Source organism: Acidovorax sp., assembly GCF_022763525.1.
In the GTDB taxonomy this organism is placed as follows: Bacteria; Pseudomonadota; Gammaproteobacteria; order Burkholderiales; family Burkholderiaceae_C; genus Acidovorax.
The window spans coordinates 1-5,353 of the sequence record NZ_JALEGG010000245.1 but is presented as its reverse complement, the minus strand read 5'-3'; the positions used below and the strand labels follow the sequence as shown (position 1 = coordinate 5,353).

The following is a 5,353-nucleotide window of genomic DNA, read 5'->3' as shown; positions in this document are numbered from 1 at the left end:
GCCTTCCCCCACACCACCGCCCCCACCGCCCCCACCTCCCCCACCTCCCGCACCTGGTGCGATGACGTACTACTTCTCCGATTGCCAGGCTGGGGCCGCCGTCGGTTGTGTGCCCGGCACCAACGCCAATCCCGGCACCCAGGCGGCACCCAAGCAAAATCTGGCGGGCATCAATGTCAACGCTCTGCCTGCGGGCTCAAGCCTGCTGTTTGCACGCGGCGGCTCGTGGGTGGTGGGCGTCACCACGTTCGAGAACCTGAACGTCCGTGCCGACGCCCCTCTCAGGTTCGATGCGTACGGCGCCGGGCCTGCACCCTTGCTGACCACCAACAGCAATGCCATCGCGCCCTTTGAGCTGGGAGGGCGTTACGCCAACACTACGAACGACGGTGGCTACGTCTTCCGCAACCTGCGGATCCACGGGTCCAACAACTCGGCATGGGGTTTCTGGCTCAGCGGCAATGTGCGTGACATCGTGATCGAGAACGTGGAGATATCCGGCTTTCAGATCGCCATCCACTCGCAGGCGCGCGCCCCCCACGGCGTCAACAACGTGCTCATTCGCAACAACCACATACATCACAACGGGAGCATGGGCATCCTGGGCCAGTTCCGCAACAGTGTGATCGAAGGCAACCTGATCGAGGCCAACAATTTCAGCGGCAGCGGATTCAACCACGGCACCTACCTGTCGGGCAGCAACGGACTGAGCGGCACCAACATCACACTGCGCAATAACCGCTACATCCGCAACTCGGTGGTCAACGGCGTCTGCCAAGGAGGCAACATGACTTTCCACGGCCAGATGGACGGCGTGCTGATTGAGGGCAACCGGATCGAACAGGATGCTGCGACGGATGGCTGCTGGGAGATGTCGATCACGCAGGGGTATGACACAGCCGAGTGGTTCCGCAACTTCGTTGTGCGCAACAACAAGCTCATCAATGCCGGCAACACAGGCATGGCGGTACAGTCCGCGCCCGGCATCGTGATTGAAGGCAACGTCATCATCAACACGCAGACGACCTTCCAGACGGCCATCAACGTGGGGCACACCGAATTTCGGAATGGCGACGTACCCGATGGAAATGCCGTTGTGCGCAACAACATCGCGTGTTTTCCCACGCCCCACGCAGGCAGCACGGTGGTGCGCGTGATCGCACCGAACAGTGCGGTCACGAACAACACCATGGTGACCGGGGCAGCCGCAACAACCGGGGCGTGTGCCCGCTAGAGTAACTTTTCTCATTCCCGTTCCAGCCGACCGGGGCCTCGCAGCAAGCTGCGAGGCCCTTTCTTTTGGCGCGCACTATTTTGGAAAGCTGCAAACCAGTCACCGCTGCGTGCCCTATCAAAGCGCCCCCCCTGAACACACCGTTGCGCCGGCAGATACGCACTGAGCGCGCGCCCATGGAACGAAAAAGGGGCCGCATTGTGCACCGTGTTGGTTCACACCAAATCAGGGATTGCCTGTACAGGCCCCAGGCCCTGCACAGTGCACGCAAAACAGCATGCCGGTGTACATGGACGGTGTGTGGCGCGACTTCCAGAATCCGCCCCATTCCCTCATTTCCCGTTCACTACCACCCCGAACCACCGCCATGCAGCAAGACCGCCACTTCACCAACGCCGCCCTCCTCGCCCGCCGCCATGCCGCTGTGGCACGCGGCGTGGGCCAGGCCCATGAACTGTTCATCCAGAGGGCCCGCAACGCCGAACTGTGGGACGTGGAGGGCCGCCGTTTCATCGACTTTGCTGGCGGCATCGCCGTGCTCAACACGGGCCACCTGCATCCGGCGGTGATCGCCGCGGTGAAGGCCCAGCTCGACCAGTACACCCACACCTGCTTCCAGGTCGTGGCCTACGAGCCCTATGTGGAAGTGTGCGAGCGCCTGAACACGCTGGCCCCCGGCGCCTTTGCCAAGAAGAGCCTGCTGCTGACCACCGGCGCCGAGGCCGTGGAAAACGCCATCAAGATCGCCCGCGCCTACACCAAGCGCCCCGGCGTGATCGCCTTCACGGGCGGCTACCACGGCCGAACCAACCTCACGCTGGGCCTCACGGGCAAGGTTGTTCCGTACAAAGTGGGCTTTGGCCCCTTCCCCGGCGAGACGTACCACGCGCTGTTCCCCAATGCGCTGCACGGCGTGAGCGTGGAGCAGGCCCTGCACTCGGTCGAGCTGATCTTCAAGAACGACATCGAGCCCGAGCGCGTGGCAGCCTTCATCGTCGAGCCCGTGCAGGGCGAAGGTGGCTTCTATGTGGCACCGCCCGAGTTCATCACCGGCCTGAAGGCCCTGGCCGACCGCTACGGCATCCTGCTCATTGCCGACGAGGTGCAGACCGGCGCCGGCCGCACCGGCACCTGGTTCGCCTGCGAGCAATGGCCCGTGGCGCCCGACCTCATCACCACCGCGAAGTCGCTGGCCGGGGGCTTCCCCCTGTCCGGCGTGGTGGGCCGTGCCGACGTGATCGACGCACCCGCAGCAGGCGGACTGGGCGGCACCTACGCCGGCAGCCCCGTGGCCTGCGCTGCGGCCCTTGCCGTGATCGAAGCGTTTGAGCAAGAACAACTGCTGGCCCGCAGCCAGGACATGGGCGCCCTGCTGGTCAGGGGCCTGAAAGAAATGGCGGCCAAAGTACCGGCCATTGGCGACGTGCGTGGCCTGGGGGCCATGGTGGCCATCGAGCTGTTCGAGAACGGCGACGTGCACCGCCCCGACGCTGCGCTCACCAAGAAGGTGGTCGCCGAAGCCGCACGGCGCGGGCTCATCCTGCTGTCCTGCGGCACCTACGGCAACGTGATCCGCATCCTGGTGCCGCTCACGGCGTCGGACGAGCTGCTGCAGGAAGGCCTGTCCATCCTGGCAGAGAGTTTTGAAGCGGTGGCCGCGGCGGCAAACTGACATGCGCCCGGCCCTTCACTCCACCTACCAGATGCCACCGACCATGACCCAAGCCGAACCCCTGGTGCGCTTCAGCGGTGTGCAAAAGACTTATGACGGCGAGCAGCTGGTCGTGCGCTCGCTGGACCTGGACATCCAGCGCGGTGAGTTCCTCAGCCTGCTCGGTCCCTCGGGTTCGGGCAAGACCACCACGCTGATGATGCTGGCCGGGTTCGAGTCGCCCACGGCCGGCGACATCCTTTTGGACGGCAAGCAGATCACGCGCACACCGCCGCACAAGCGCAACTTTGGCATGGTGTTCCAGAACTACGCGCTGTTCCCACACCTCACCGTGGGCGAAAACGTGGCCTACCCGCTGACGGTGCGCAAGGTGCCCAAGGCCGAGCAGGCCGAGCGCGTGAAGAAGGCGCTGGACATGGTGCGCCTGGGCGGCATGGCCGACCGCCTCCCCGCGCGCCTGTCCGGCGGTCAGCAGCAGCGCGTGGCCCTGGCGCGCGCGCTGGTGTTCAACCCGCAGCTCGTGCTGATGGACGAGCCCCTGGGCGCGCTGGACAAGCAGCTGCGCGAGCACATGCAGATCGAACTCAAGGAGTTGCACCACCAGCTGGGCGTGACCTTCGTCTACGTAACGCACGACCAGGGCGAAGCCCTGACCATGAGCGACCGCGTGGCGGTGTTCAACGAAGGCGTGATCCAGCAGCTGGCGGACGTGGAAACCCTGTATGAAACGCCCAGCAACCGCTTTGTGGCGGGCTTCGTGGGCGACAGCACCGTGCTGACTGGCACGCTGCAAGGCGCCGGGGCCGATGCTGCCATCCAGATGCCCGGCGGCTTTCTGCTGCCGGGTGTCAATGTCAACCAGGCTGCGCTGGGCGCGCGCGTGCAGGCTTGTGTACGCCCTGAGCGCATCTTGCTGCACCCGTCCTCCGACTACCCCCGCCCCAACGCCATCCCGGCCACCGTGGCGCGCACCATCTACTACGGCGACCACCAGCGCCTGATGTGCGACCTCGGCCATGGCCAGGAGCAGGCCACGGTGAAGCTGCCCCTGGCCCCCGCTGGGGCGCCCTGCAGCCACCCGCAGCCGGGCGACCAGGTGCTGCTGGAGTTTCCTCCCGCAGCAACCCGCATCTACACGGTGTGACGCAGCGCGGCGGGCTCGCCCCTGCGCCTGCCACCGCGCGGTTTCGCCGTCTGCCTTTGTTCCGTTATCCCGTTGTCCTGTTCCCGTTCGTGTTCCCGTTCGTGTTCCCGTTCCGTTCCGTTCCTCCACAACCTAAGGAAAAACCATGAAAAAGAGCCTTATCGCTTGCGCATGCGTGGCTGCCTGCCTGGCCCTGCCCAGCTTTGCGCAACAGCAACTCACCGTCGTGAACTTCGGCGGCGCCAATGCCAATGCGCAGAAGAAGGCGTTCTACGAACCCTATGAAAAGCAGGGCAACAAGATCGTGGCCGTGGAGTACAACGGCGAGCAGGCCAAGGTCAAAGCCATGGTCGAGACCAAGAAGGTCACCTGGGACGTGGTGGAAGTCGAATCGCCCGACGCGGCCCGCGGCTGCGACGAAGGCCTGTACGAGAAGCTGGACTACAGCAAGATCGTGCCCAAGGCCGACCTGCTGCCCGCTGCTGTAAACGAATGCGCCGTGGGCATCTTCGTGTGGTCGACCGTGATGGCCTACAACGGCGACAAGCTCAAGACCCCGCCCACCAGCTGGGCCGACTTCTGGGACACCAAGAAGATCCCCGGCAAGCGCGGCATGCGAAAGGGCGCGCGCTACAACCTGGAATTCGCCCTGCTGGCCGACGGCGTGAAGCCCGCCGACGTGTACAAGGTGCTGGCCACCAAGGACGGCGCCGACCGCGCCTTCAAGAAGCTCACCGAACTCAAGCCCAACATCCAGTGGTGGGAAGCCGGTGCCCAGGCGCCTCAGTTCCTGGTGGCGGGTGACGTGGCCCTGACCACGGTGTTCAACGGCCGCATTGATGCCGCCAACCGCGAAGGCCGCAACCTGAAGATCTACTGGCCCGGCGGCATCTATGACCTGGACTACTGGGCCATCCCCAAGGGCACGCCCAACAAGGACGCTGCAGTGAAGTTCATCGCCTTCACGATGCAGCCCCAGCAACAGGCCGCCTACGCACAAAACATCGCCTACGGCCCGGCCAACAACAAGGCCCTGGCATCGCTGGACAAGAAGGTGCTCGACGACCTGCCCACCTCGGCCACCAACGCCAAGGAAGCCCTGCAGTTCAGCGTGAGCTTCTGGGCCGACCAGGGCGAAGCGCTGGAGAAGCGCTTTGCCGCCTGGGCCACGCAGTGATGCGTGTTTGAAGACTTGTTGTTGAACCGTTGAGAGAGCAGGAACACCACCATGCAAGCCACACTGGCCCATCCCCACGCCAGCGCCCCGCAGGGCAGCGCACCCGGTGCGCTGCGCCAGGCCCTG

4 protein-coding genes are annotated in these 5,353 nt (G+C 64.9%); all 4 read left to right on the top strand.

The features are described from left to right. On the top strand, positions 1-1,234 hold a 1,234-nt coding region (locus MRY84_RS18775), incomplete at its 5' end, for a right-handed parallel beta-helix repeat-containing protein (protein WP_291507215.1). Positions 1,235-1,601: 367 nt separating this feature from the next. Beyond that, positions 1,602-2,906, top strand: a complete 1,305-nt coding sequence (gene gabT, locus MRY84_RS18770; RefSeq protein WP_291507214.1) for a 4-aminobutyrate--2-oxoglutarate transaminase — start codon at positions 1,602-1,604, stop codon at positions 2,904-2,906. A 43-nt stretch (positions 2,907-2,949) separates the two neighbouring features. Further along, the gene (locus MRY84_RS18765; RefSeq protein WP_291507213.1) at positions 2,950-4,050 is read left to right on the top strand and encodes an ABC transporter ATP-binding protein; all 1,101 of its coding nucleotides are present in this window, start codon (positions 2,950-2,952) and stop codon (positions 4,048-4,050) included. A gap of 145 nt (positions 4,051-4,195) precedes the next feature. Beyond that, on the top strand, positions 4,196-5,227 hold the full coding sequence (locus MRY84_RS18760; RefSeq protein ID WP_291507212.1) for an ABC transporter substrate-binding protein: 1,032 nt from the start codon (positions 4,196-4,198) through the stop codon (positions 5,225-5,227). Positions 5,228-5,353: the final 126 nt, after the last annotated feature.